The organism is Aeromonas sp. Y318-1 (genome assembly GCF_027706125.1).
GTDB classification, from domain to species: domain Bacteria; phylum Pseudomonadota; class Gammaproteobacteria; order Enterobacterales; family Aeromonadaceae; genus Aeromonas; species Aeromonas hydrophila.
In genome coordinates, this window is record NZ_JAPDCM010000001.1 from 199,474 (window position 1) to 223,194 (window position 23,721).

The window sequence follows — 23,721 nt, forward strand, 5'->3', positions numbered from 1 at the left end:
GCTCCTGAACTTTTCTTTTCGTTATCTCTCATTTTTAAAGGCCTAGTCGTGTAACCGATCCAGCGGTTTGTGATTGGCACTTTCATGGCGCTCGCTGTTACCGGTGTGCAGGTACTTGGAGGTGGTGTCGATGCTGTCGTGGCCGGCATCGGCTTGCACATGTGATAACGGCCGCCCGTTGAGATTGATGTCGTGAGTGATGCCGGTATGACGAATGGAGTGTGGTGTCAGGTTGCGCATCTCGGCGCCGTCCTGCACAAACCCATCTTTTTCTGCCAGTCCGGCGGCGGTCTGGATGACGCTCATTACCAGGTCACGCAGTTGGCGGATCCCGAGGTTGGCGTTGAGCTCGCCTTGTTCCCGGCCGTGTGCCGCAGCCTTGTGGCGCACAAACAGCGGAGTTTGCTCATCGGGTACCGGTAATGGTGAGAGGCCGAGAAACGTCCGATAGCGTTTGAGGGCCTCGAGCAAGGCATGAGACACCGCCACGGTGCGGCGCTTGCCACCCTTGCTGCGGGGAATGAAATAGCCCCAGACACCGGTTTTACCATCGCGGCGAAACTGCCCCATGACGGGGGTAAACCCTGGCCTTGCCGCCACTTCCGAGATCCGCAGGTAACAGGCGTACATCAGGCTTATCAGGAAGCGGCTGCGCTCGTGCTGCTCGGGTGATTCGGCGGCCAGCAGGTCGGCAGCCTGCATCACATAGGACCACTGCAGCTCGCTGAAGGCCTGGCCATGGTCGTCCGGCTCCTGCTGAATTGAGCGCTTCACTCGTTGCAGTAACAGCGCCGGGTTGCGGTCCATGTACTCCTCCTGGATCAAGAACTGGAAGAAGGCAGACAGAATGGCGAGCTTGGTCTTCATGGCCTGTTCGCTGAGGCGGTATGGCAACTCGCGGCCCAGCTCCCGCTTGCCAAGGAAGGGTCGCCATTGGGGATTGGGCAGTCGTTCTCCCCACTCCTTGTCGAGCACGAACTGGGCTACGTTGCGATAGGCAATCAGAGACGGCGGCGGCGCCTGACAGTAATCGAGATAACGCATCATGATGCGCCGAGTCAGATCCTTGGGGCTGATGCGCATTTCGCCGAAGCACCAGTGCAAAAACGTGGTCAGCTCGCTGCGATAGGTTTTGTAGTTGTTCTCGCTGTTGCGCTGCTCCAGCAGCCAGTCGACGGCGAGCTCGTAGACCAACCCGGCATCGGGCACATCGTTGAGGCTGAGGTTGGCAAGGTATTGATTGACCTGAGGGTTGCCCGCCTCCAGGTAGGCCAGACCATCGAACAGCGGCATGGCGGGTGGAAGTAACATAGTGGTCATGATGATGCTTGTGGATGAGAGACTCGGCTCGGGGCCTGCGTGATGGTGATGCCGATAAATGGGGTTATCGGCACCACGTGGGACTGGAACGTCGATGCTGTGTAGCGAACAGCACCGCTATCAACAGCTGATGCTGCATAGTGTATTTATTCAATGGATATGCACCTTGGTTGGAAAATTCTCGGGGTAAATATCCATGTAAATGCTTTAAAATTCTCATCGATGCATAAATTGAGGCTGTTTTCATGCTGTGACGGGCAGCCTCCCCCGTGTCGTCCTCACGCTACCCGCTTGAGGGATTTGTCTTTTGGTTTGCTCGACTCGCTCTGCTCTTCTTGCGGCTCCGACTTGCCGCTCCCCTGCCCCTTGGCCCCGCGCAGCACGTTTTGCAGCAGATCACGCTGCTCGGCCAGGTAGAAGGCCAGACTCTCTTGCTGATCCGGTTCAAGGCGAACGGGCGCGCCCGCCAGCAAATGCATCAACTCATCGGCAGTGTCCAGCAGCTTGTCATAGGCATCGGCCTCTTTCTTGCTGGCAAAGGTCATCTTCTCCACTCCCCCACGTACCACAACATATTTGATCTCAACGGCCATAGCGGCGTCCTCCTTCTGATAGTGATTACAAGTATATGTATGGATATACAGTATTGCAAATAACCCCATGCAGAAGTGTTTGATTGGCGCGCCGACGGGTGATTGCGCGCCTGTCATCACATTGATGAAAGGGTCATTTGACTTCCATGTCAGACTGGTCGGATGATTGGACCATGACGATCACAAAGCAACTCCTGATCCTGCTGCTGGTTGAGGTGACGCTCCTTGGGGGCATCGCCCATCTGGTCATCGGCCTCTCGCTCCCGCTCTCCATCCTGTTCGTGGTGGTTGCCCTGTTGGGGCTGCGCACCTTGGTGGTGCTGCTGACCTGGGGCTTTTCTCGCTTCTACCCGGTGCCTGCCATCGGCTGGCGAGAATGGTTGCCCATGGTGGGGCGAGAGATAGCCGCCTACCTGCTGACCTTCACCTGGTTGCTGCCGCTCGAGCGCTGGCTGATGGCGCCCGACAGGCTGACGCCCTCCCCCCTGCCCTTGCTGCTGATCCACGGCTATGGCTGCAGTCGCGGCATCTGGCGGGTGCAACGAGCCAGACTGGAGGCTGCCGGCTACACGGTGGCGACCGTCACCCTGACCCCTCCCTTCGGCCATCTCGACGACATGGTGCCGCTCTTGGCCAATCGCATCGACGAGGTGTTGGCCGCCACCGGTGCGTCGCAGCTGGTGCTGATCGGCCACAGCATGGGCGGGCTGGTGTGCCGCGACTATCTGGCGGTGGCGGGCGGTGACAAGGTGACGCAGCTCATCACCCTGGCCACCCCCCATCAGGGCAGCCAGCTGGCGACTCTGGGACTGGGCGACAATGCCCGCGAGATGGAGCCAGGCTCAGGCTGGTTGCAGCGCTTTGCCGCCGTGCCGCTCTGCGTGCCCGGAGTCTCGGTGCGCACCAGCCACGACAACTTCGTGCTGCCCCAGTCCCGCCAGCGACTGGATGGGATGGAGGATGTGGAGCTCGCCGCCCTCGGCCACCTCTCCCTGCTCTACTCCCGCCGTACCACGGCCTTATTGTTGACCCTGCTCTCCCGCCCACAGCCGCAAATGAAAAGGGCCTGATTGCGCAGGCCCTTTCCATTTTTGCTACCTCAGTTCGTTGTCGCTCCCCCTAGAAGTGGATCCCCTTGATCAGGGTGGAGACCGCCATCTGATCCGCCGAGGCCTTGGACTCGTTGCCCTCCTTGGGGTCGGAGAAGGTGCGGAAGCTGGTGTTCATGATCACCTGGGCCACTCGCGGCGCCAGGGCATGGATCACCTGGCCGAACACCCCGAGCCGGGTAGCCAGTCGCACGTGTTTGTTGATGATGGTGTCGCACACCAGATCGGCGGCTTCTTCCGGCGTCATCATGGGCACCTGCTCATACACCTTGGTGGGCGCCACCATGGGGGTTTTCACCAGCGGCATGTTGATGATGGAGAAGTTGACTCCCTTGTCGGCAAACTCGGAGGCGGCGGTGCGCACCCAGGCATCGAGCGCCGATTTCGAGGCGACGTAGGCGGAGAAGCGCGGCGCATTGGTCAACACCCCGATGGAGGAGATGTTGATGATGTGGCCCTTCTTCTTCTCGATCATGGTGGGCAGCAGTCCCATGATCACCTTGAGGGTGCCGAAGTAGTTGAGCTGCATGGTGCGCTCGAGATCGTGGAAGCGATCGAAGGAGTCCTCGATGGCGCGGCGGATGGAGCGACCGGCATTGTTGATGAGGATGTCCACCCCGCCATGCTCGGCCACGATCTGGCGGGTGATCGCCTCCCCTTGGGCGAGATCGGCCAGATCCCCCTGATAGACTTGCAGAGTCAATCCCAGCTCGGCAAACTCGGCCTGGGTTTCGGCAATCTTGTGCTCGTCCCGGGCGATGGTCAGTACCTTGGCACCCGCCTCGGCCAGCTTTCTTGCCGTGGCCTTGCCGATGCCGGAGGTGGCACCGGTGATCAGCACCACCTTGCCCTCGACCCGGCCGCGCAAGGTACGATCGATGAACAGCTCGGGGTCGAGGTGGCGCTCCCAGTAATCCCACAGTCGCCAGGCATAGCTGTGTAGCGGCGGCACTTCGATGCCGGTCCCCTTCAGTACCCGCTGGGTTTCGCGGTTGTCGAAGCGGGTGGGATAGTTGATGAGCCGGAAGATGTCCTTGGGCAGCCCCAGATCGGCAATCGCCGCATCGCGAATGCGCCGCACCGGCGTCAGCGCCATCAGCATGGTCATCAGATGGCGGGGGATGAAGCTGAACAGGGCCGCATTGATGCGAATGGCGGGCTCGGGGGCATGGGCGGCGCGGGAGAAGGTGCTCAGCATGTCGCCGACCCGCATGGGGTGGGAATCGGTCAGGTGGAACGCCTTGTTGTCCTCCCCTTCCAGATGGGCGATGTGATCGATGGCATCCACCACGAAGTTGACCGGCACCAGGTTGATGCGTCCCCCTTCGACCCCGATGGCGGGCATCCAGGGCGGCAACATGCGGCGCAGCTTCTGGATGGTCTTGAAGAAGTAATAGGGGCCGTCCACCTTGTCCATCTCGCCGGTGTTGGCATCACCGACCACGATGCCGGGTCGATAGATGCGCCAGGGCAGTGTGCTCTCCTTGCGCACGATTCCTTCGGCCTCGTGCTTGGTCTGGAAATAGGGCATGTCGAGGTGTTCGGCCTCATCAAACATGTCTTCCCGGAACAAGCCGTCGAACAGACCGGCCACCGCGATGGAGCTGCAGTGATGGAAACAGCGGGCCTGGAGTCGCTCGGCCAGTTGCAAGGCCTGACGGGTGCCTTCGGCATTGACCTGCTGCTGAATGCCCGCCTTGGCGTTGAGATCGTAAATGGCGGCGAGATGCAGGAAGTGGTCGACCTTGCCGATGAGAGGCTCCAGCTCGGCACTGCCCACTCCGAGCAGAGGGTGAGTCATGTCGCCGACCACGGGGATGGCGCGATCCGCCTCAACCCCCCAGTAGGCCAGCAGATCGGGTACCCGATCGAGATGGGCTGCACGCATCAAGAAATGCACCCGGCTATTCGGGCGCTGCAGCACTTTTTTAATCAGCCGGCGACCGATAAAGCCGCTGCCCCCCGTGATGAAATAGTCCATGGTATTTATATCCCTTACTGATTGGGCTGTTAGTTGCTGTTAGATATATCACGCTTTAACGCAAAATATTCATTCGAATATCATTCTTCGTGACCCAGACCAAAATTACCAGGGTTGCTTGTTCCGTTATTAGGTAGAACCCTCTATTTTTTCTCCATAGACTGAGGATGAAAGCCAAGTAATGCCACAACGAATATATCAAGGTTGTTGTCATTACCATCATCTATATCACGAGCAAGGAGATTGTCATGGCCAAAAAATTGAAAGCACTGGCAAGTTCGGTGACCGACAACCAACTCACCTCCACCATCAAGGAGTCCACCCAGCAGATCTGGTTGGCGGGTCTGGGTGCCTATGCCAAAGCCCAGGAAGAAGGCGGTAAAATCTTCGAAGCCCTGGTGCAGGAAGGGGAAGCCCTGCAAACCCGTACCCGCCAGAGCGCAGACGAGAAGATTGCTGCCATGACCGACAAGACTGCCGGTACCTGGGGACGTCTGGAGCAGGTGTTCGAGGATCGCGTGGCCCGCGCCGTCGCCAGCCTCGGTATCCCGACCCGCAAGGACATCGACAAGCTCTCCAAACGCATGGCCGAGCTGACCGAGGTGGTACAACAGCTGATCGATGCCCAGGATCTGGATGAGGTTGCTCCGGCTGACGAGGCCAAACCTGCCGCCGCCGCAGCCAAAAAGCCGGTTGCAGCCAAAAAGCCGCCGGTCAAGAAAGCCGCCGCTCCCATCGCCAAGGTGAAGGAAGAGGTGAAAGCACTGGCAATGGAAGTGGAGAGCGTGGCCAAAGAGGTCAAGGAGAAGAGTGAAACCACGCTCTTCTGATCCACTGACCGGCTTGTTCTGATTGCGTAATGATCCACCGGCCCATGCCCTCTGCTGGGCCGGTTTTGCATGAGAAGGGAGGCAAATCATGAGCACGATTGCGGTTGCCCTCGCCGGCGGGGGACCTCTGGGGGGGATCTACGAGATCGGAGCCTGCGCCGCCCTGGCCGACAGCATCAAGGGGCTGCGTTTCGAGCAGGCCGATATCTATGTGGGGGTGAGCTCGGGAGCGGTGATCGCCTCGGCGCTGGCCAACGGCATCTCGCCGGACAAGCTGGTGCGGATCCTGTTAAGCGACGACACCGGCGAGTTCTTCGACCCCTCCACCCTGCTGCGTCCTGCCTTCGGGGAATATTTTGACCGGCTCACCTCGCTGCCACCGCTGGTGCTGACGTGTCTGGCCGATTACCTCTCCTCGCCCTGGAACAAGAGCCTGCTCGGCTCGTTGCAGGGGTTGTCCCGAGCGATCCCGACCGGCATGTTCGACAGCCGCGGGGTGGATCGGATCCTCACCCAGTTTTTCTCCCGCCCCGGTCGAAGCAACGATTTTCGTGAGCTTGCCAGCCGGCTGTTCGTCATTGCTACCGAGCTCGATACCGGCCGCGCGGTGGCCTTCGGCAGCCCGGGGCTGGACCAGGTGCCCATCTCCGCCGCGGTACAGGCCTCGGCCGCCCTGCCCGGCTTGTTCCCGCCCTCGCTCATCGATGGCCGCTACTACGTGGACGGGGCGCTGATCAAGACGCTGCACGCCTCGGTGGCGCTGCAGGAGGGGGCCGACCTGGTGTTTTGCATCAACCCGCTGGTGCCCTTTGATGCGGGGCTGGCCAGCGAACATCCCGCCAAGCTGGTGGACCGCGGTCTGCCGGTGGTGCTGGCCCAGACGTTTCGCGCCATCATCCACTCACGCATGCACGTGGGGATGGATCGCTACAAGCACCAGTATCCGGACGCGGATGCCCTGCTGTTCGAACCCTCCTCGGCCGACGGCGAGATGTTCTTTACCAATGTGTTCAGTTACCGGGATCGGCGCCATCTGTGCGAGCACGCCTTCCAGCATACCCGCCAGGATCTCTGGCAGCGACGGGCCGAGCTTGGCCCCATCCTCGCCAGACATGGGCTGGAACTGGATCTGAGCGCGCTGGCCGATGAACAGCGTTCCCTGCTGACCCCGGGCACCGGCTCGGTGGCGGCGCTGGATGCCTCTTTGACCCAGCTGCAGCACTGGCTGACCCGCCGCTATGGCGGCAAGGGTCGCCGGCAATCGAAGGAGTAGCATGGACTGCAAACCCAAGCGGCGCACGCGGGATCGCATCCTGGCCACCGCCCTCGCCCAGTTCAACCTGCTGGGCGAGCCGACCGTCACCACCTCCGCCATCGCGGCCGAGCTGGAGATGAGTCAGGGCAACCTCTATTACCACTTTCACAACAAGGAGGAGATCGTCAACGCCCTGTTCGGCGAGTTCGAACAGGAGATGGCCCACCTGCTCGATACCATTACCCCGCCGCTGAACGAGGCGGAGGACATCTGGTTCTTCTTGCACCTGATGTTCGAACTCATCTGGAAGTACCGTTTTTTCTACTACGACATCAGCACCCTGATGAGCGGCAACCACAAGGTGGAGCTGCGCTTCTCGGCCCTGCTGCGGCGCAAGGAGCAAACCGCCGCTGCCATCTGTCACAGCCTCCGGCGCAGCGGCCTGCTACAAGGCGATGAGACGCAGGTGACGGCGCTGGCCGCCAACATCGCGCTGGTCGGGACCTTCTGGATCTCCTACCAGCGGGCGCTGCATCCGCGGGCCGATGCCGACATCGCGCTTGGGGTGTTTCAGGTGATGCAGCTGGTGGCCCCCCGGCTGCGCGCCGATGCCCGCGCCGATCTGGATGCCATCGCCACCCATTATCAGTCCGCCGCCACGGCGAGCTGACAGCATCGTGTATTTGATTGTGTTTTTAACAGGGAGAATCATATGACCACTTCACAGCCCAAATTGTCCGATTTCACCCCCTTCCCCTGGCCGGATGCGGCCTATGACTATGCCGGGGAGCGCCTTGAGCAGCATTGGGAGCGGCTGCACCAGGGGGATGCCGAGCCCTGGCCCGAAGATGAGCAAGTACAGGAAGCTTGGCGCGCCTATCACGCCGGTGATTTCGCCCGCGCCGTCAACCTGGGGCTGGGCGCCGGCGAGGAGGGCCTCAACGTGGCGAACAAGGCGCTGGTGATCCACGCCAGCTACCTGCTGGATGACAAGTATGCCAAGCGCGAAGCGTTCGAGCTGGCCGCCAGCAACGCCGAGAAGCTGCAAAAACGCCAGCCAGATAACGTCAACGCCTGGTACTTCCACGCCTTGGCGCTGGGTCGCTACAGCCAGGTGATCTCGGTCTCCAAGGCGCTCTCCATCGGCATCGGTGACAAGATCAAGAGCAGCCTGGAGCAGGCGCTGAATCTTGAGCCTGACCACGCGGAAGCCCATATCGCCTTCGGTGCCTGGCATGCGGAGATCATCGACAAGCTGGGGGCTATGATCGGCGGGATCACCTACGGCGCCAAGAAGGATGAGTCCGAACGTCACTTCAAGGCGGCGCTGGCCATCATCCCCCACTCCGCCATCGCCCGCATGGAGTACGCCAACGCCATGGTGATGATGCATGGCAAGAGCAAGATGGCGGCCGCCGAGGCGCTCTATGGCGAGGCCGCCGCGTGCGAGCCGCTGGATGCCATGGAGCGGCTCGACGTGGAAGCCGCCCGTGAGGAGCTGGCGGACGAGTAAGGTGCCATTGCCGCAATGAAAGAGGCCAACCCCCTGGGTTGGCCTCTTCTCTTTTAGACTCCTTTTCTTGCCGGCTCCTCGTCTTGCAGGAGTGGCGCGGTCAGCCGTGCAGCAGCTGATCCAGCATGTCGGGATCGTAGATCAGGTCCGGCTCCATCAACACCAGCAGCAGCAACTGCTCAAACTCCACGGCGAAGCGCTCGACGATGAGATCCGGGTCCGGCACCCGCTTCTTGTCGGTGATGAGGCCGAGCTGCACCTTGTTGTCATAGGAGAGAATGGAGACGCCGACCGCGATGTCGCCGGCCTGGGGCACCCAGAACAGCGGCTGACGCAGGCGGGCGCCGGCCAGATAGAGGGTCTGCTGCGGGCCCGGCACGTTGGTGATGACCGCGCTGGCCTTGGCCGAGAGGATGTCGATGGCCTGCTGCTGCACCGCCTTGGGCGCCATGCCCATCACTTCCAGCAAGTTGAGCACCACCGCCGGCTGCAGGGAGGACTTGAGCGCCTGCATCCGATCCCGCACCGCATAGAGCCGCTGCAGCGGGTGCTCGATGTTGAGGGGCAGATCCAGCGCCACCAGCCCGAAGCGATTGCCAAGTGCCCCCTTGTCGTCCGGGGCACGCATATTGACCGGCACCAGCGCCCGGATGTCGATGTCGGTCTGGTCACCCTGCTCCAGCAGGTAGTGGCGAAAGGCGCCGGCGGTGGCGGCGATCAGCAGATCGTTGACCGAACAGCCGAGCACCCGCCCTACCGCCTTCACGTCCGGCAGCGGGATCTGTTCTGACCAGGCTACCCGCTTGGTGCTGCCGGTCTCCCCCTTGAGCCGGGTATTGGCATCGTCGGAGAGGGTGGCGATGGTGTAAAGCTCGGCGGTCACGTCCCGGCTGGTCTTGAGGTAGTCCATCGCCTTGGTGGGATGGGTCAGCACCTCGACGTACTTGGACCAGAGGGTGCCGGTCAGCTTGAGGCCGGCCCGCAACAGGCGACTGCCCTGCTGATCGTGCTCCTCGTCACCGTCGTCGTTGGCCACCGGCTCGGGTTGCGGTCTGGGGGGGGCAACCGGGCTCTCGTCCATCATGGTTAGCATGGCCCGCACCAGGGAGAAGCCGTCCCCCATGGCGTGGTGAAAACGCACCACCAGCGCCTGGCCGCCCAGAGAAGTATCCACCAGATGCATCTCCCACAGCGGGCGCTGGTGGTTGAGCGGGGTGGAGGCAAAGTCGGCCACCAGCCGCTCCAGCTCGGCCTTGCCGGCCTTGCCTGGCAGGATCACCCGCTTGAGGTGCAGGTCGAGGTCGAAGTCGGGATCGGTGCGCCAGTAGTATTCGCCCCCTTCCAGACAGGCCTTCTGTCCGAAGCGCGGCTGTACCCGAACTGTGTGCAGCAGGCTCTCCCGCAAGATGGCTTCATCCAGCTGACCATCGAACATCAGCACGCCGACGATCTGCATCAAGTTGTTGGGCCGGTCCATCCGCAGCCAGGCGGTATCGACACAGGAGATGAGTTCACACACAGACATGTATTATCCCTATCGTTTCGCGTTATTTGTCTCCTGCCGTTTCATGAATTAGCTTGAGCAGGAGTGAATGAACAAATAGCACTTATATGTTGGTGAAACTGTATGGCGATTAATTCAAGATGATGTTTCATGACAAAAATGGAGGCAATTTCATGCCTCTTAAAATAAATCAAACAAAGAGTGAACGGCCCTTTTAATAATAAATATCAGGCCGGATAACGATAGTGGAATCGGTTATTTCATGATTGTTTCTTGCGCTGGATCAGTATTTATTGGCCTCATCAGCGCCGGGTTGGGCAAGGCAGGCGCTGATCGACGTATTCGAGGATCTCCTGCTCCAGCACGCTGCGCACCGGCAACAGCATCAGGCCGAGGCGCACCTCCAGCGACAGGGTGTCGTCGGTGAGGCATAGAGAGCCGTTGACCCCGGCGCCACGAAACAGCAAGCGGGTCTCTTCCTCGTCTTCCCACTCGCAGTCGAGTTCGTACTCTTCGCTCATGTCCTGGGCGATGGCTTCGGCGGCCAGTCTGGCGCCGGCGAGGCCGAGCGGGTGTTGGCGGCTGACCTGGATGGTCGACAGGCTGCTGCCGGCAAGGGGATCGTATAGAAACATGCTAACTCTCTGAGCGATGACAACATTTATTGATATTAAACACATGAATCAAACAAGTGAAAGCCATTTGCAACATTTTTGGGACTCACTTAACAAAGCCTGTTGAGTAAAAGCTCCATCGATTCCGCCTGGGCTGCCGCCGCGTTACACTGGGCCGGCAACACGTGACGAGCCTCGGCAAGGCGCCGCCTGTCGTCATGTCTATCCGTGACAGGCCATTGGAAACAGGTCAAGAGAGCAGCAGATGACCCAACAGCAACAACCATTCGATGACCCGCAACCGGATGAAGAGAGTACCCTGACGCGACTCTATCGCCAGCTCAACCGGGTGGCCGCGCTGCGCGAGCAGATGCGCACCCATCCGCAGGATCAGCAAGACAGGGACGCATTGCGCCAATGGCAGGCCGATCGGCTGGGGCGTACCCACCGCGATCTGCTGGAGAGCAAACGCTACGGGCCGGCCGCGCAGTTCTTCCTGACCGACCTCTACGGGCCGGGGGACTGTGCTCGCCGGGATGCGGACGTGATGCGGGTGATGCCAACCGCCGAGCGACTGTTGCCGGAATCCGGTCTCAAGGTGCTGGCGCAGGCCATTGAACTCGATGCCCTCTCCGAGGAGCTTGACTACCTGATGGTGGTGGCGCTGCGTCGCAGTGGCAGCATGGCGCGGCTGAATGCCCAGGCCTATGCCCTCGCCTATCAGGAGGTCGGCGAAGAAGCGCGCCGCCGTCATCAGTTGCAGCTGGTCAACGAACTGGGGATGACCCTGGATCGGCTGGCGCGAAAGCCGCTGCTCGGGGCAACCTTGAAGCTGATTTCGGGGCCGGCCCATCTGGCGGGACTGGGCGAGCTGTTTACCTTTGTCGAACGGGGTTACCGGGTGTGTCACCACATGGGGCGGGCCAACGAGTTTCTCGAGACCATCGCCAGTCGCGAGACGGCCATCATGCAGGCACTGCTGGCGGGCGACGACACAGTGTTGGATTGATCCTGGGAGCCAAGCAGGCAGACATGACAAAGCGGGCCGAGTGGCCCGCTTTTCGTTTATCAAAGTGCGCCGATAGGCGAGCGGTCAGATCACCAGCAGGTCCATGAAGGCGTGCACCGGGGTGGCGGCCAGTTGCTTGCCATCCTGGCAGAGGGCCAGGATCGCCTCGGCCCGTTTGGCCGGGAAGCGGGTGGCCAGGTTGTGGCGGAACTTCTCTACCAGCAGCGGGATCCCCTCTTCACGGCGGCGACGATGACCGACCGGGTACTCTACCTCCACCTTGGCGGTGTGGGTGCCGTCCTTGAAGAAGACCTGGATGGCGTTGGCAATGGATCGCTTGTCCGCCTCCAGATATTCGCGGCTGTAGCGCTTGTCCTCCTGCACCACCATCTTGGCTCGCAGCCCATCGATGCGAGGATCGGCAGCCACTGCGTCCTCGTAATCCTCGGCGATGAGGTGCCCGAAGATGAGCGGCACCGCCACCATGTACTGCAGACAGTGATCCCTATCGGCCGGGTTGTTGAGGGCGCCGACCTTGCTGATGATGCGAATGGCCGACTCATGGGTTGTGAGCTCGATGCGGTCAATCTCGTCGAGCCGTCCCTTCACCTGCTCATGCAGCTTCATGGCACACTCCACCGCCGTCTGGGCGTGGAACTCGGCGGGATAGGAGATCTTGAACAGCACGTTCTCCATCACATAGCTGCCGTACCCCTGATGCAGGGCGAACTGGTTACCCTTGAACAGCACGTCGTAGAAGCCCCACTTGGGGGCGCTCAGCACGCCGGGATAACCCATCTCGCCGCTCATGGTGATAAGGGCGAGGCGCACCGCCCGGGAGGTGGCATCCCCCGCCGCCCAGCTCTTGCGCGACCCCGCATTGGGCGCATGACGGTAGGTACGCAGGCTCTGGCCATCGACCCAGGCCTGGGAGACCGCATCGATCACCTGATCGCGGCTGCCGCTCAGCATGTGAGTCACCACGGCGGTACTGGCAACCTTCACCAGCACCACGTGATCGAGACCGACCCGGTTGAAGGAGTTTTCGAGCGCCAGCACCCCCTGGATCTCATGGGCCTTCACCATGGCTGTCAGCACATCGCGCATGGTGAGCGGCGCCTTGCCTTCGGCCACCCGGGTACGGGAGAGCCAGTCGGCGGTGGCGAGGATGCCCCCCAGGTTGTCGGAGGGGTGACCCCACTCGGCGGCCAGCCAGGTGTCGTTGTAATCGAGCCAGCGGATGATGGCACCGATATCCCAGGCCGCCTTGACCGGGTCGAGGCAGAGCTGGGTGCCGGGTACCCGGGCCCCGAAGGGCACAACGGTGCCCGGTACGATGGGACCAAGGTGCTTGGTGCACTCTGGAAAACGCAGGGCCAAGAGGCCACAGCCCAGGGTATCCATCAGGCAGTAACGGGCGGTGTCGAGGGCGGCCTGGCTGGTAATGGGGTGATTGCAGACGTAATCGGCAATATCGACCAGCACCTGATCGGGGTCTGGTCTGTGGTTGACGTCGACGTTGGCGGACATCGTGACTTCCTTATCGTTGTTGTGAATGAAACAGGGTGATGAAACGGCGCCCTGCCCGCCCGCTGGCGCGCATCGACCCCGGTGCTGCCGGGGTCGGGTGAGGCAAGGGAGTGACAGGGCTGCCCATGTTTATCGCTGCTGCAGCGAGACGAAATGACGGGGCGCCGGGCCGACATAATCGGCGCTCGGGCGGATGATCCGGTTGTGTTCGCGCTGCTCCATCACGTGGGCGCACCAGCCGGTGACCCGCGAGCAGACGAAGATGGGAGTGAACAGCTTGGTCGGGATCCCCATGTAGTGATAGGCGCTGGCGTGGAAGAAGTCGGCGTTGGGGAAGAGCTCTTTTTCTTCCCACATCACCTTCTCCGCCTCGCAGGAGACGCGGTATAGCCGGTCATCGCCCACCGCCTCGGCCAGCTTGGCCGACCACCCCTTGATGATGACGTTGCGCGGATCCGAGGTGCGATAGACGGCGTGGCCAAAGCCCATGATCTTCTCTTTGGCCGCGAGCTTGGCCAGCAGCTCGCGCCGCGCCTGGGCCTCATCCAGCCAGGGTTCGATCATCGCCATGGCGGCCTCGTTGGCCCCGCCATGGAGCGGGCCGCGCAGGGTGCCGATGGCCGCGGTGACACAGGAGAACATGTCAGATAGCGTCGAGGCGCAGACCCGCGCCGCGAAGGTGGAGGCGTTGAACTCATGCTCGGCGTAGAGAATGAGGGAGACGTGCATTACCCGACGCTCCAGCTCGCTCGGCGCCTTCTGGTGCAGCAGTGCCAGGAAGTGGCCGCCGATGCACTCTTCGTCGGTGTCGAGGGGGATGCGTACTCCGTCGTGGCTGAACTTGTACCAGTAGAGGAGAATGCCCGGGAAGGCGGCCAGCAGCCGATCCGCCACCTCGTGCTCGTGTTCGAAGCCATCTTCCGGCTCCAGATCGCCGAGCATGGAGCAGCCGGTGCGCAGCACATCCATGGGATGGGCGTCGGCGGGAATGCGCTCGAGCACCTCCAGCAGGGCGGCAGGCAGACTGCGCAGACTGCGCAGCGTCCGCTTGTAATCTTCGAGTTGCTGCTCGTCCGGCAGCTCGCCCTTGAGCAGCAGGTAGGCGACCTCTTCGAACTGGGCGCCGTCGGCCAGCTCCTGGATGTCATAGCCGCGATAGGTGAGCCCGGTGCCGCTCTTGCCCACGGTGCAGATGCTGGTCTCCCCTGCGCTCTGGCCACGCAGGCCGGCGCCACCCAACGGTTTTTGCTGTCCCATTTTTCCTCCTAGTCCCTGGATGTAAACAGACGGTCCAGCGTCTGCTCGTAGTGGTGATAACCGAGGAAGTCGTAGAGCGACTCCCGGGTCTGCATGGTGTCGACGACAGCCCGCTGATGGCCATCCTGGCGAAGGTGCTGATAGACGTTGAGAGCCGCCTGATTGGCCGCCCGGCTGGCACTCAAGGGATAGAGCACCATGTCGACGCCGTGGGCGGCGAGCGCCTCCTTGTCGAACAGCTCGGTTTTGCCGAATTCGGTCATGTTGGCGAGAATGGGCACCCCGGCCGCCTGCTTGAACAGGTCATACTGACCGAGCTCGGTCACCGCCTCGGCGAAGATCATGTCGGCCCCGGCGGCCACGTAGGCGGCGGCGCGCTCCAGCGCCGGGCCAATCCCCTCCACTGCCAGCGCGTCGGTGCGGGCCATGATGACGAACTCGCCATTCTCGCGGGCATCCACCGCCGCCTTGATGCGATCGCACATCTCCTCCTGCGAGACCACCGCCTTGTTGGGCCGGTGGCCACAGCGCTTCTGGGCCCCCTGATCTTCCATGTGCACGGCGGCCACTCCGGCCCGCTCGAAGGCCCGCACGGTGCGGGCGATGTTGAATGCCCCGCCCCAGCCGGTGTCGATGTCGACCAGCAGTGGTACTCGGGTCGCCGCCGTGATCCGCTCTGCATCGATCAGCACGTCATTGAGGGAGGTCATGCCGAGATCCGGCAGGCCATAGGAGGCGTTGGCAACGCCGGCGCCTGACAGATAAATGGCCTGAAAGCCGCTGCGCTCTGCCATCAGTGCCATGTAGGCATTGATGGTGCCGACGATCTGCAGGGGGCGTTCGTTGGCGAGGGCGGTGCGAAAACGCAGGCCTGCCGAGGGGGTAAGGCTGGACATCATGACTCCTTTCACTTGTCTGGTGAGACTATCTAATATCACGTTTACGTTAACGTCAATCATACTTTCGTGGCATACCCCCGCCAGGCAAGACAGGACGCGGGTTTTAGGGTAAATTTCACCAATTCCTTCAACAGGTTGAATCGTAATGTCGGATCTCAATCCCGTGATCGTCTGCCCGGCTTGCGACTTGCTGATCGAACGCAAGTTATTGCCGCTGAGGCGCCACGCCCACTGCCCCCGCTGTCACCAGCACCTGTACGGGCGCTATGCATTTCGCCCCTCCCAATTGATGGCGCTGACCATCACCGGCTTCCTGTTGCTCCCGTCCGCCTTCTTCGAACCGCTGATCTACCTGCGCCTGGCCGGCGTCAACTCGGACGCCAACCTGCTCAAGGGCATCATGGTGCTGCTGCTCGAGCACGAGATCTGGGTGGCGGGGCTGGTGTTCTGGTGCGCCGTACTGGCGCCGGTGGGCTTGCTGCTCGGGATCTTCGCGCTGGCCTCGGGCCTCGCCAAACGCTGGCACATACTGGCGCCGACCCTGAAGGCGGTGGAGGTGTTTCGTCACTGGGCCATGCTGGAGGTCTACATCGTTAGCCTGCTGGTTGCCCTGTTCAAGCTGATCGACATCGCCGATGTACGCCTCGGCGGCGGTCTGTTGAGCCTAGGGATCCTGATGTTGCTCAACCTGACCCTGCTGATCCTGTTTGACCCGGCCCCCTACTGGGAGCGAGTACCGCTGGAGGAGCCGGACCATGTCCCAGACCAGCGCCCGTGAACTGGGGCTCTGCCGCTGCCACACCTGCGGCCTGCTGGTGCGCTATCAGGCGGGCAGCGTCTGCCCTCGCTGTCACAGCCGGCTGCAGGTGCGCATCCCCCACTCCCTGGCCTGGTCCTGGGGGTTGCTGGCGCTGGCCAGCTTCATGCTGTTGCCCGCCAACCTGCTGCCCATCACCCATTTCTACAACAAGGGATTGTTGCAGTCCGACACCATCTTCAGCGGTATCATGATGCTCTATCGCAGCAAGATGTCGGGTATCGCCACCATCGTCCTCACCGCCAGCATCATAGTGCCGGTGGGCAAGATCCTGGGGCTGGGTTGGATCTGCTGGCAGCTGCAACGAACCAAGCCGGTGCGGCGCAAACGCCAGCTCATCATGTATCGCATCATCGATTTCATCGGTCGCTGGTCCATGCTGGACTTGTTCGTCATCTCGCTGATGGTGGCCCTGGTGGATCGCGGGGTGCTGCTCAACGTGCGGGCCGGCCCCGGCGCCACCGCCTTTGCCGGCGTGGTGGTGCTGACCATGATGTCGGCCCGCATGCTGGATACGCGCCTGCTGTGGGACAAGGCGGCCCGCTAGGGTCTGCCATCACATATGCCTGAAACTGTTTGTCTTTATCTGAGCCAATTAAGGAGTCGGTATGATCGGGGCTGAACCCGTCATTGAGAAGCGTCGCTGGTTGTCACCCGTCTGGTTGCTGCCCTTTATCGCCCTGTTGCTGGCGGGAGGCTTCATCTACCAGCAGTTTGCCAGCAGTGGCCAGCTGATCCGCATCAACTTCGCCCAGGGCAACGGTATCCTGCCGGGCAAGACCCAGGTGCGCTATCAGGGGGTCGCCATCGGGGTGGTGCAGGAGCTGGAGCTGGCCGAGGATGGCCGCAAGATAGCCGTGCTGGCCAAGATTGACAGCCGGGCCCGCCCGCTCATCCGCAAAGGCTCGGATTTCTGGCTGGTGAGCCCCAAGGCGTCGCTCACCGAGATCTCCGGCCTCGATACCCTGGTCTCCGGCAACTACATCAACCTGCAGCCCGGGCGGGACAACAACCCGCTGCAGGAGGAGTTCGACGCGCTGGACGGCCCTCCCCCCGGTTATCAGGCCCAGGGACGGATGCTGCACCTGACCGCCGATTCGCTCGGCTCGGTCGGCATCGGCGCCAAACTCTATTTTCGCGGCATCGAGGTGGGCAGCGTCATCAATACCCGCCTTGGCGAAGAGAACCAGAACGTGATCCTGGATCTGGTGATCGAGCCGCGTTTTGAACACCTCATCAAGACCGACACCCGCTTCTGGAACATCAGCGGCATCAAGGGCTCCTTCAGCCTGGCAGGGGTCAATGTGGAGGCCGGCAGCCTCACCTCCATCCTGAGCGGCGGCATCGCCTTTGACTCTCCCAAGGACTCTCCGGAGCCGGAGAAAGGCCAGGTCTTTACCCTCTACAAAGGGTTGGCCGAGGCGGCCCGCGGCGAGCGAATTGACATCCAGGCGGGAGATCTGCCCATCAAGGAGGGGATGCCCATCCTGTTCGAGGGCATCGAGATCGGCCGCATCGACCCCATTCGCCTGACCGACAAGGGCCGGGTGGTGACCGCGCTGATCAACCCGGAGCAGGCGTTTCGGATCACCGGCAACAGCCGTCTGGTGTGGGAGAGCGTCTCCCTCGGCGCTGGCGGCATCAAGCATGCGGATCGCCTGCTGGCGGGACCGGCCATTCGCCTCGACTATGTGGCGGGCGAGCGGGTCAAGGCCATGACGCTGAGCAGCAAAGAACAACCGGGTGGCATCAAGCTGGTGCTGCAGGCCGACGATCTGGCCGGCCTCAACGAAGGGGCACCGCTCTGGTACAAGGGCTTGCAGGTGGGTCAGATAAGCCAGCTCACTCTGGATGGCGGCGGCAACGCCAGCGTGGCCCTGGTCGTGCAGAGCCAGTATCAGCATCTGCTCAACCGGGCCCGTTTCTATCGGGCGACGCCGCTGCAGATCGATGCCGACCTGAGCGGCATCAAGGTGGAAACCAGCCCGGCCAGCGCTTGGATCGGCGGTGGCATCAAGCTGGTGCAGGCGCCCGCTGGCGAGCGGGTCAACCGGCTCTATCCCAGCCAGGAGCTGGCCCTGCTCGGTACCCGGGATGCCAAGCCCCGGCGCTGGATGTTGAAGGCGGAGCAGGCTGACGGCATCGGCATCGGCTCCCCCGTGCTCTATCTGGGGCTCGAGGCCGGCAAGGTCAACGCGCTGCGCGCCGCCAAGGAGGGGGTGGAGATCGAACTCGAGATCGCCGGTGTCTATGCCCCCTTGCTGGAGCAGCAGCCGCAATTCTGGAAAAAGCCGGCGCTGGATACCCGGGTACGGGTGGATGGCGTGCAGGTCAAGGTGGGGAACCTCGCCACCCTGCTGCGCGGCGCCATCGAATTCGATCGGCTCGGCACGGGCCGCAGCAGTCACCAGCTGTTTGACAGCAAGGAGCAGGCGAAGGCCAAGGTACGGACCCTCTCCTTGGTGGCCGATAGCAACCCGGGACTCGGGGTCGGTAGCCCGATCCGCTACCGCGGGGTCGATATCGGCAAGATTGAACAGATTGAGCTGGAGCCGACCCTGGGCCAGGTGATCTTCAAGGCCGAGCTGGATGGTCAGTATGCCGCGCGCTTCCTGCAGTCTGGCGCCCGCTTTACCCTGGTCCAGGCCAAGCTGGGGCTGGGCGGCGTGGCCCACCTCGATACCCTGATCAAGGGCGCCTTTGTGGAGGCGCAGCCCGGTCAGGGTGCAGGTAAGGAGCGCTTCCCCCTCAGCCAAAGCGGCCCGGCCGGCCTGGCGCTCACCCTCAAGAGCGCGTCGGTCAACGGCTTGAGCGTCGGCAGCCCATTGCTGTTTCGCAAGATGGTGGTGGGCAGCGTGACCAAGGTGGCGCTGGCCCGCGATGGCAGCGAAGTGCTGATCGACGTCAACGTGGAGCAGGAGTACGCCCATCTGGTGCGGGCCAACTCCCGCTTCTGGAATGTCTCCGGGGTCAAGGCAGATATCGGCCTGACCGGTGGCACCATCGAGGTGGAGACGGTGCAGAGCCTGCTCGCCGGCGGCATCGCCTTCAACACTCCGGAAAAAGAGATGGGGCCGACCGTCAAGGCCGGCCACAGCTACCCGCTGCATGCCAAGGCGGAGAAAGAGTGGCAGGAGTGGAGCCCCCGCATCCAACCCTGATCTCTCCTCTCACCCAAGCTCACTCAAGCCCGGCACTGTGCCGGGCTTGTTTTTACCCGCCGCGCTTTCAGAATATTCCTGCCCTTGTGATAAGATGTCGCCCCTCTTTTTCGGTCAACGAGACTGCACCGTGCACGACAACACCTATCTTCCCGATCACTTCTTGCGCCATATCGCGGCCATCATGCCGGCGCACCTCTCCATGGATGAGTTCGTGGCCAGTTGTCGACGACCGCTGCGGCGCAGCATCCGGGTCAATACCCTGAAGATATCGGTGGCGGCGTTTGTGGCGCAGATGCAGCCGCTTGGCTGGCAGCTCGATCCCGTGCCCTGGTGCGACACCGGCTTCTGGCTCAGCCGCGAAGACGAGAGCGTGCCCCTTGGCAACACCGCCGAGCATTTAAGCGGGCTCTTCTACATTCAGGAGGCGAGCTCCATGCTGCCGGTCACCGCCCTGTTTGCCTGCGAGCAGACCCGGCGCGATGGCATGTTGCTGGACGCGGCGGCGGCGCCCGGCTCCAAGACCACCCAGATCGCGGCCCTGATGAACAACCAGGGCATGCTGGTTGCCAACGAGTACTCCAGTAGCCGGCTCAAGGTGCTCAGCGCCAATCTGCAGCGCTGCGGCGTGACCAACGTGGGCATGACCCACTTCGATGCCAAGGTCTTCGGCCAGTGGTTGCCAGAGACCTTCGATGCCATCCTGCTCGACGCCCCCTGCTCCGGCGAGGGCACGGTGCGCAAGGATGAAGATGCCTTGCGCAACTGGAGCATCGAGAGCATCGACGAGATTGCAGCGGTGCAGCAGGGGTTGCTGGAGAGTGCTTTTCATGCCCTCAAACCGGGTGGCGTACTGGTCTACTCCACCTGCACCTTGAGCCTGCAGGAGAACCAGGCCGTCTGTCAGTCACTGCTGGACAAATTCGGCGATTCGTTCAGCTTTGACTCGCTGGCCGATCTCTTCCCCACTGCAGAACAGGCATGCACACCGGAAGGATACCTGCACGTTTGGCCCCAAATCTTCGACAGTGAAGGCTTTTTCGTTGCCAGATTGCGCAAGCACCACTCAGTGCCCAACACCATGTTCAAACCGGGCAAACTCGGCAAATTTCCTTTCTCGCCGCTGCCGGCCAAGGAGTCAGAGCCCATGCTGCGGGAGATTGAAGCCGCCTTCGGGGTCGTGCCGCAGGGAAATCTGTTCGGCCGCAGCGAGGAGATCTGGCTCTTCCCCCAGCTGTTCGAACAGGTACAGGGCAAGCTGCGTTTCGATCGCATCGGGCTGAAACTGGCTGAGACCTTCAAGAAAGGTTATCGGCTGACCCATGAGTGGGCGCTGGCCTATGGCGACGGTGCGAGCAAGGGATTCGTCGAGCTCGGCATTGCTGATGCTCGGGAGTTCATGATGGGGCGGGATGTGTGGCCGGAGCAAGCCGCCGGCACTGGCGAGGTGATCGTCCGTTATCAGGGGCATACCCTGGGCATGGGGAAATGGGTGGGCAGCCGGGTCAAGAATGCCCTGCCCCGCGAGCTGGTGCGCGACAACAATCTGTTCGTGTAACGAGTGTCGTCGGAGCTGGAAAACCCACACTCCGGTTGAACTTTTGCGTGGATCTTGAAAAGCCTTGAGCCTTGTCTAAGCTTAAGGCTATCCGAACACCAGTTAGCGCACGGCTCTGCAAGGAGCCAATTCCCCTATGCCAGGTACAAGGAATTCGTACCTGGCTTTTTTTATGTTCGCCGTTCGCATGTCGCAATGAAGCATCATGCCGCCGATGCGTTTACTCAAGCACCTCTGCCGGCTCTGGCACTTCGACATGCGGCGCAGCTTGTTTCTGTTCAAGCTCATGTTGATAAAGCAGATCGATGGCCTGCTCGATGAGAGAAGCCTGGCTGTCTTCGAGTTGCAACCCCAGCATGGCCAACCGTTCGGCGTGGCGATTGCTGATCCAGCATTGCAATCGGCTGTGAGTTTCCTGCTTGCGTTTCACGTGCTGGCGCTGGCGCTCGGCGTTGTCTTGCGCACTGCTCACTTTCATTTCTTGGCTCATATCACCTTGCAACTTTGATTCTTATCGCCTGTTATCTCTCATCGATTCTTCACCATTTGCTGACGAACGTGAGGAGCCTGACTCTCCCCCTCTTGATGGGGTGAGTGCAGCGCGCTGCAAATATATCATTGGATCAACAAGATATCATTTAACATAAAAATATTAGTGACGCGGTTAGCTTACAGCAAGCCATCCAGGGCGTGATCCGAGAACTTGTGTGCATCGTCGAAATACTCCTGCAAGGTGCGGATATCCTTGTGGCGGGTGACCTCGATGATCTTGTTCATCGGTTTGCCGGCAGTGACCGCCGAGGTGATGAAGCCGCGGCGCAGACTGTGGCCACTGACCTGGAGATCGTCGATGGCCTGACCGGTACGCCGCTTGATCATCAGGTTGATACCCTGCGGACCGAGCGGTTCCTGCATGAGCTGACCCCAGCGATTCATGCGGCGAAACAGGGCGCCCTCGCTGATCCTGCTCTGTTTGAGCCAGCGCGCCAGTGCCGACACCGGACAATATTGTTTGCCTGGCACCAGGGCGATCTCCGTTTCATGGAGCTGATGCTTGCTGGGTTTGAGCCGAAGACGGATCCCCTGCCCCACAAAGTCGAGATCATCCACCTCAATTCTTGCGGCCTCCGAGCGTCGCAAGGCGCCGCTGAACATCAGCAGCAATAAGGTGTAATCCCGCAGCCCCGCCAGATTGCCGGTGTCGATCTCGTCGAGCACACAGGCCAGCGGTTTCAGGGTCAGCGCCCCCGTTTTGCGTTTGCGGTTGTCACCGAGCCGTACTATGCCCCGCATCATCTCCTTTATCTCCGCGTGCTCGGTCGGCATGGGGTGGATCCCCTTCTGCTTGAAAGCATAACGAATGCCGGCGAGCCGTCTTACCAGAGTGGCTGGCTTGCGGGGTTCACCGTTGCGCAGCTCCCCCTTCCCCTCTTCCTTGTCCAGCCAGATCCAGTCAGCCAGGATGCCATCGGCCTGATCCGCCAGGAAGTTCATGATGTCATGATGGGTGGTTTGCAATGGATCGAGCCCATGCAGCTGACACCAGAACACGAAGATGCGGGTATCGGCCTGATAGGCATTGAGGGTGGAATCGGCTTTGGCACTACGCAGGAAGCGTCTGGCCCGACTGTTCAACTGAGGATCGAAGACACTCTGCAAAGCCTGTTGAGTTTGGGCCTGGATGTGTGGGTAGTTCACTTAACTCTATGATTTAATGCGGAGTTTCGTTGGATCTTACAGGATCTTGCAGATCTATCAAGTATCGATAATGAATATTATCGATACTTATGAAGAGTGCTTTCAACCCCCTCATTTATTCCTCAGCTCCCTCTCATCCCTGCTCCGTTTTATCAGGGCTTGGGGATTTGATCTCATCAGCATCCACCACACCAAGTGAGAGATAACGACTATCCATGATCGTTTTGGGATGGGCCATGATAGTGTTGATTGTCATAGTAAAACGCCCCGCTATGCGGGGCGTTGTTTGTTATCGCTTTGCCAACTTGAACAACTCGAAGAAGTTGTGACTGGTCGCTTGTGCCAATTCGGCCAGCGGCATTTGCCGTAGATCCGCGATGAACTGGGCCACGTCGCGCACAAAGGCCGGCTCGTTCTCCCTGCCACGGTGCGGAACCGGCGCCAGATAAGGTGAGTCGGTTTCAACCAGCAGTCGCTCCAGCGGCAGCGCCTTGACCACTGCCTGCAAAGCAGCCGCATTTTTGAAGGTAGCGATACCAGAGATGGAGATATAAAAACCCATCGCCATGGCCGCCTCCGCCATCTCGAGCGACTCGGTGAAGCAGTGCAACACCCCGCCGACCTGCTCGGCCCCCTCTTCGCGCATGATCTGCAGGGTATCCTGCTGGGCATCACGGGTATGGATGATGAGGGGTTTGTTCAGGGCACGGGCCACCCGGATATGCTCGCGGAAAGAAGCCTGTTGTACTTCCTTGTTCTCCGGCGAATAGAAGTAGTCGAGCCCGGTCTCGCCGATAGCCACCACCCTTTCATCTGCCGCTTGGGTCAACAACAAGGCGGCATCGACGCCAGGATCCTGATTGAGAGGGTGCACACCACAGGAGGCAAACACCTGAGGATAAGGGGCGATCGCTTCCAGCATGGTCGGGAACTGTGCCTGGGTAACGCTCACACACAGAAAATATCCCACGTCCTGCTCGGCGGCCTTGACCAGCACATCGGCCATATTGGTCTGCTTGCTGCCATAACTCAGGCGATCGAGATGACAATGGGAATCAACGAGTAACATATAA

General features: G+C 61.2%; 21 protein-coding genes. 10 read left to right on the forward strand and 11 right to left on the reverse strand.

Annotated features, from left to right (window positions below):
* Positions 1 to 42: 42 nt before the first annotated feature.
* Both OKB87_RS00865 and OKB87_RS00870 read right to left on the reverse strand, forming a co-directional pair.
* Entirely contained in the window at positions 43 to 1,320 is a 1,278-nt protein-coding gene (locus OKB87_RS00865) for a tyrosine-type recombinase/integrase (protein ID WP_270826143.1), read from the reverse strand.
* 278 nt (positions 1,321 to 1,598) lie between these two features.
* Positions 1,599 to 1,913, reverse strand: coding sequence for a YebG family protein (locus OKB87_RS00870; protein ID WP_118881240.1), 315 nt, complete (start codon positions 1,911 to 1,913; stop codon positions 1,599 to 1,601).
* A gap of 173 nt (positions 1,914 to 2,086) precedes the next feature.
* Here OKB87_RS00870 and OKB87_RS00875 point away from each other — a divergent pair, with 173 nt between their 5' ends.
* On the forward strand, positions 2,087 to 2,983 hold the full coding sequence (locus OKB87_RS00875; RefSeq protein ID WP_270826144.1) for an esterase/lipase family protein: 897 nt from the start codon (positions 2,087 to 2,089) through the stop codon (positions 2,981 to 2,983).
* 49 nt (positions 2,984 to 3,032) lie between these two features.
* Here the strand turns inward: OKB87_RS00875 and OKB87_RS00880 are convergent, their stop codons facing one another.
* Positions 3,033 to 5,003 (reverse strand): SDR family oxidoreductase, encoded by a 1,971-nt coding sequence (locus OKB87_RS00880; RefSeq protein ID WP_029300896.1) that lies wholly within the window; start codon positions 5,001 to 5,003, stop codon positions 3,033 to 3,035.
* Positions 5,004 to 5,251: 248 nt separating this feature from the next.
* Here OKB87_RS00880 and OKB87_RS00885 point away from each other — a divergent pair, with 248 nt between their 5' ends.
* The 4 genes from OKB87_RS00885 to OKB87_RS00900 all read left to right on the forward strand — a co-directional run bounded on the left by OKB87_RS00885 (position 5,252) and on the right by OKB87_RS00900 (position 8,601).
* The gene (locus OKB87_RS00885) at positions 5,252 to 5,833 is read left to right on the forward strand and encodes a phasin family protein (RefSeq protein WP_270826145.1); all 582 of its coding nucleotides are present in this window, start codon (positions 5,252 to 5,254) and stop codon (positions 5,831 to 5,833) included.
* 88 nt (positions 5,834 to 5,921) lie between these two features.
* Positions 5,922 to 7,106, forward strand: a complete 1,185-nt coding sequence (locus OKB87_RS00890; RefSeq protein WP_201353891.1) for a patatin-like phospholipase family protein — start codon at positions 5,922 to 5,924, stop codon at positions 7,104 to 7,106.
* Between the two features lies 1 nt (position 7,107).
* Complete coding sequence (locus OKB87_RS00895) at positions 7,108 to 7,758, forward strand: TetR/AcrR family transcriptional regulator (RefSeq protein ID WP_270826146.1); 651 nt, start codon at positions 7,108 to 7,110, stop codon at positions 7,756 to 7,758.
* A gap of 42 nt (positions 7,759 to 7,800) precedes the next feature.
* The gene (locus tag OKB87_RS00900; protein ID WP_270826147.1) at positions 7,801 to 8,601 is read left to right on the forward strand and encodes a hypothetical protein; all 801 of its coding nucleotides are present in this window, start codon (positions 7,801 to 7,803) and stop codon (positions 8,599 to 8,601) included.
* A gap of 100 nt (positions 8,602 to 8,701) precedes the next feature.
* On the opposite strand, the gene OKB87_RS00905 is transcribed toward OKB87_RS00900, so the two are convergent.
* Together OKB87_RS00905 and OKB87_RS00910 are read right to left on the reverse strand one after the other, a co-directional pair.
* Entirely contained in the window at positions 8,702 to 10,126 is a 1,425-nt protein-coding gene (locus tag OKB87_RS00905) for a wax ester/triacylglycerol synthase family O-acyltransferase (protein WP_025201737.1), read from the reverse strand.
* 281 nt (positions 10,127 to 10,407) lie between these two features.
* Positions 10,408 to 10,785: a polyhydroxyalkanoic acid system family protein gene (locus OKB87_RS00910; protein WP_024945216.1), complete on the reverse strand. Its 378-nt coding sequence runs from the start codon at positions 10,783 to 10,785 to the stop codon at positions 10,408 to 10,410.
* A gap of 199 nt (positions 10,786 to 10,984) precedes the next feature.
* On the opposite strand from OKB87_RS00910, the gene OKB87_RS00915 reads away from it, so the two are divergent.
* Positions 10,985 to 11,728, forward strand: coding sequence for an FFLEELY motif protein (locus OKB87_RS00915; RefSeq protein WP_270826148.1), 744 nt, complete (start codon positions 10,985 to 10,987; stop codon positions 11,726 to 11,728).
* 84 nt (positions 11,729 to 11,812) lie between these two features.
* Here OKB87_RS00915 and OKB87_RS00920 read toward each other — a convergent pair whose 3' ends face one another.
* The 3 genes from OKB87_RS00920 to prpB form a co-directional block, all read right to left on the reverse strand.
* Positions 11,813 to 13,258 (reverse strand): bifunctional 2-methylcitrate dehydratase/aconitate hydratase, encoded by a 1,446-nt coding sequence (locus OKB87_RS00920; protein WP_270826149.1) that lies wholly within the window; start codon positions 13,256 to 13,258, stop codon positions 11,813 to 11,815.
* Between the two features lie 129 nt (positions 13,259 to 13,387).
* Positions 13,388 to 14,515, reverse strand: a complete 1,128-nt coding sequence (gene prpC / locus OKB87_RS00925; RefSeq protein WP_270826150.1) for a bifunctional 2-methylcitrate synthase/citrate synthase — start codon at positions 14,513 to 14,515, stop codon at positions 13,388 to 13,390.
* Between the two features lie 8 nt (positions 14,516 to 14,523).
* A complete protein-coding gene (gene prpB, locus OKB87_RS00930; protein ID WP_270826151.1) occupies positions 14,524 to 15,411 on the reverse strand; it encodes a methylisocitrate lyase in 888 nt (295 codons plus the stop codon).
* 148 nt (positions 15,412 to 15,559) lie between these two features.
* Between prpB and OKB87_RS00935 the strand changes: the two genes are divergently transcribed.
* From OKB87_RS00935 to rsmF, 4 genes are all read left to right on the forward strand, one after another.
* A complete protein-coding gene (locus OKB87_RS00935) occupies positions 15,560 to 16,192 on the forward strand; it encodes a paraquat-inducible protein A (protein ID WP_016350706.1) in 633 nt (210 codons plus the stop codon).
* Complete coding sequence (locus tag OKB87_RS00940) at positions 16,170 to 16,778, forward strand: paraquat-inducible protein A (RefSeq protein ID WP_016350707.1); 609 nt, start codon at positions 16,170 to 16,172, stop codon at positions 16,776 to 16,778. Before OKB87_RS00935 ends, OKB87_RS00940 begins: the two co-directional genes overlap by 23 nt.
* A gap of 61 nt (positions 16,779 to 16,839) precedes the next feature.
* A complete protein-coding gene (locus tag OKB87_RS00945; RefSeq protein ID WP_270826152.1) occupies positions 16,840 to 19,392 on the forward strand; it encodes an MlaD family protein in 2,553 nt (850 codons plus the stop codon).
* Positions 19,393 to 19,522: 130 nt separating this feature from the next.
* Entirely contained in the window at positions 19,523 to 20,950 is a 1,428-nt protein-coding gene (gene rsmF / locus OKB87_RS00950) for a 16S rRNA (cytosine(1407)-C(5))-methyltransferase RsmF (RefSeq protein WP_270826362.1), read from the forward strand.
* Positions 20,951 to 21,170: 220 nt separating this feature from the next.
* Here rsmF and OKB87_RS00955 read toward each other — a convergent pair whose 3' ends face one another.
* From OKB87_RS00955 to OKB87_RS00965, 3 genes are all read right to left on the reverse strand, one after another.
* Positions 21,171 to 21,440 (reverse strand): RepB family protein, encoded by a 270-nt coding sequence (locus OKB87_RS00955; RefSeq protein WP_039215811.1) that lies wholly within the window; start codon positions 21,438 to 21,440, stop codon positions 21,171 to 21,173.
* A gap of 179 nt (positions 21,441 to 21,619) precedes the next feature.
* Positions 21,620 to 22,561, reverse strand: coding sequence for a site-specific integrase (locus tag OKB87_RS00960; RefSeq protein ID WP_228519955.1), 942 nt, complete (start codon positions 22,559 to 22,561; stop codon positions 21,620 to 21,622).
* 376 nt (positions 22,562 to 22,937) lie between these two features.
* A complete protein-coding gene (locus OKB87_RS00965; protein WP_270826153.1) occupies positions 22,938 to 23,717 on the reverse strand; it encodes a TatD family hydrolase in 780 nt (259 codons plus the stop codon).
* Between the last annotated feature and the right edge of the window lie 4 nt (positions 23,718 to 23,721).